General features: G+C 40.8%; 1 protein-coding gene and 2 pseudogenes. All 3 read right to left on the bottom strand.

Annotated elements, in window-relative coordinates; all coding sequences use genetic code 11:
* Window positions 1-467: 467 nt before the first annotated feature.
* Window positions 468-673: pseudogene (locus tag SPD89_RS22610) on the bottom strand (transketolase-like TK C-terminal-containing protein); the annotation flags it as partial.
* A complete protein-coding gene (locus tag SPD89_RS22605) occupies window positions 661-1,215 on the bottom strand; it encodes a hypothetical protein (RefSeq protein WP_336264205.1) in 555 nt (184 codons plus the stop codon). The gene SPD89_RS22605 and the pseudogene SPD89_RS22610, both read right to left, overlap by 13 nt.
* A 12-nt stretch (window positions 1,216-1,227) precedes the next feature.
* A pseudogene (locus SPD89_RS22600) lies at window positions 1,228-2,181 on the bottom strand (hypothetical protein); the annotation flags it as partial.

Raw genomic sequence — 2,181 nt, 5'->3', positions numbered from 1 at the left:
TTTAATTCAGTTGATGTGGATTTATGCAACGCACAATGGAATAAAATTGTTGAGCTGCATGATCGTGAGATTGCACAGCTAAAAGAATCACCAAGTAAAACATTGCGTTGGTTTGTCGCATAAACACTAACCAGAACGAAAAGAATATCAAGAGTCTTTTTAGGCTTGTTGAGAGAGGTGCCTTGCTATACGCAATACGTCCGTTAATGTTTTAGGAGAAAGCGCGCCAGTGCTTTGGTGGAAACTTTTTCCGAAAGGAAAGATAAGGGCACCATTGAGAAGCTTCCAAGTACCCTAGAACCCCACTGCTTTAGCTGTGGGAGTTGTCAGAAATCATTACTATTAGTCAACACATTTTTTTCGAACTCCTCAGTTTCAGTTCATAGAAAAACCAACCTATCAGGGCATACTTTATCTGATTTGGTTGGTGCTTTAAAGTTTTACTAAAGGATTTTATATTTAATACTTCATAGAAGTGTAGTCAATCGAATTAATATTATAGAAAAGTTTATTACCTTATTTACAATATTTTCAACAGTAAAGCCATACTCCTTAACGATTTTGTCGCCATTTCCTGATGCTCCAAAACGGTCGATACTATTATAATTCCCTCGTCTCCAACATATCTATCCCAACCTAGGGAAGAAGCCATTTCTACAGCTACACGTTTTCTAGTTTGATCTTTTTCCTAATAACTTGAATTGTTTTGCCTTCTTCATTGGTGTCTTTTTCAAATTCAAGGTCATAATCACCCATCAATTTGTGCAGGCGCTCGGAAAATGCGTCATATTTATCCTTTAATTCATCAACCTTTGCCCAAATTTCTTCGTCCTCAATCTCATCACGATAATATTCCATGGTATTTTCTTCGATGATTTGAAAGCCAAATTCTTCTGCCTCAATCTGTAATTGATGCAGTTCGCGCACTGCTTCTGTTTTTGGTTCAATACTGTATAAATAATCTCTGAGGGCATCCAGTTCAGGCAATACTTCATTTTCCAGATACTCGATGCCCTCTTCAGGATTTTCTTCTTTGTCAAAAGCAACCCAATCGAAAGCGCGATCACCGATTTTTTCTGATTTCATCGTCTGCAGTTTTTGCCAATCATTATTATAATAGTCGATAAGTTCGTTGGCTGTTTCATCGTCATTGGCACAAGCTCCGAGCAAAAGAAAGGCGATCCCGAACAAACAGACAGTTAATTTTCGCTTCATTTCCACATCTCCCTACTTCGCACCGACAAGATCCTCAATCGTTTTGCCTTCTGGTAAACGTCCATTGAAAATGTATTCGTAAATCTCGGAATCTGCTAGTTGAATATCTTTTTTATTCTTATGTAAAAATTCGCTGACCTGATACCAGTCTTGTGTATTGATATCTTCGCTCGGATATTTGATATCATAGCCTAAATCGACGACTTTTTCCCAGCGGTCAAGCTTGTCGTGTGTCACATCGGTCGGGATGAGTTTGATTTCCAGCTGATCTGGCCCTGTACCAGGCACATGGCGTTCTGAGATTTGCATTTCCATGCCCAAATCCATGGCGACTAATTTCGCTTCGCCGACTTTCATACCTTCTTCAAGATCATCCAGTCCAGCCTGATACTCACTGATGGAAAGAAACACACCTGTCAGCGGGTTTCCTTTTGTTGTGGCTTCCAACGCTTTAACCGCCAGCTCTTTGCCGATGTAATCTTGTGTATATGTTGCCCGTTCTTCATTCAATTTCAAGTTTTCTTCGCGCTGTAAGGCATTTGCCCCGGTGAAACCTGGATAAAAGACGACACTCGACTCATTTACATTGGCACCAATCTGATCTTCCCGCGCCATAAAGTCTGCTCTGCTCCATTCTCCTGTTTCATCCGGGAACAGACTGATCGCGATTGCTGAATTCAGCCGGATGGCTAAAGGGTCACCGGCCATCTCGTATTCTAGTCCATCAATTCTGGCATATAACGGATCATTCGGTCCATAATCCAAGTCCCAAATTTCTTTCGTTTCCCTAACAGCACGCTGGTAATTGTACAATAACGCTAAATAGGAGCTTAAATGCGCAGCTTCCAAATCATTGACATGGTGCTTTTCCGGACTTAAATTTCCGCTGAATAAATACATTTCAATCATGGCGATTTCATTCATCAGGTCGGCTTCAGTCGCCAGCACCTTATCATTGAGACGGTC

It is taken from the genome of Pseudogracilibacillus sp. SO30301A, from assembly GCF_037072025.1.
Lineage (GTDB): Bacteria > Bacillota > Bacilli > Bacillales > Amphibacillaceae > Pseudogracilibacillus.
The sequence above is the reverse complement of the archived record's forward strand: the minus strand, read 5'-3'. Positions and strand labels throughout refer to the sequence as shown.

Bases quoted from the DNA above. Each gene is read 5' to 3' on its own strand.
- SPD89_RS22605 (WP_336264205.1), bottom strand. From the start codon at position 1,215: ATGAAGCGAAAATTAACTGTCTGTTTGTTCGGGATCGCCTTTCTTTTG.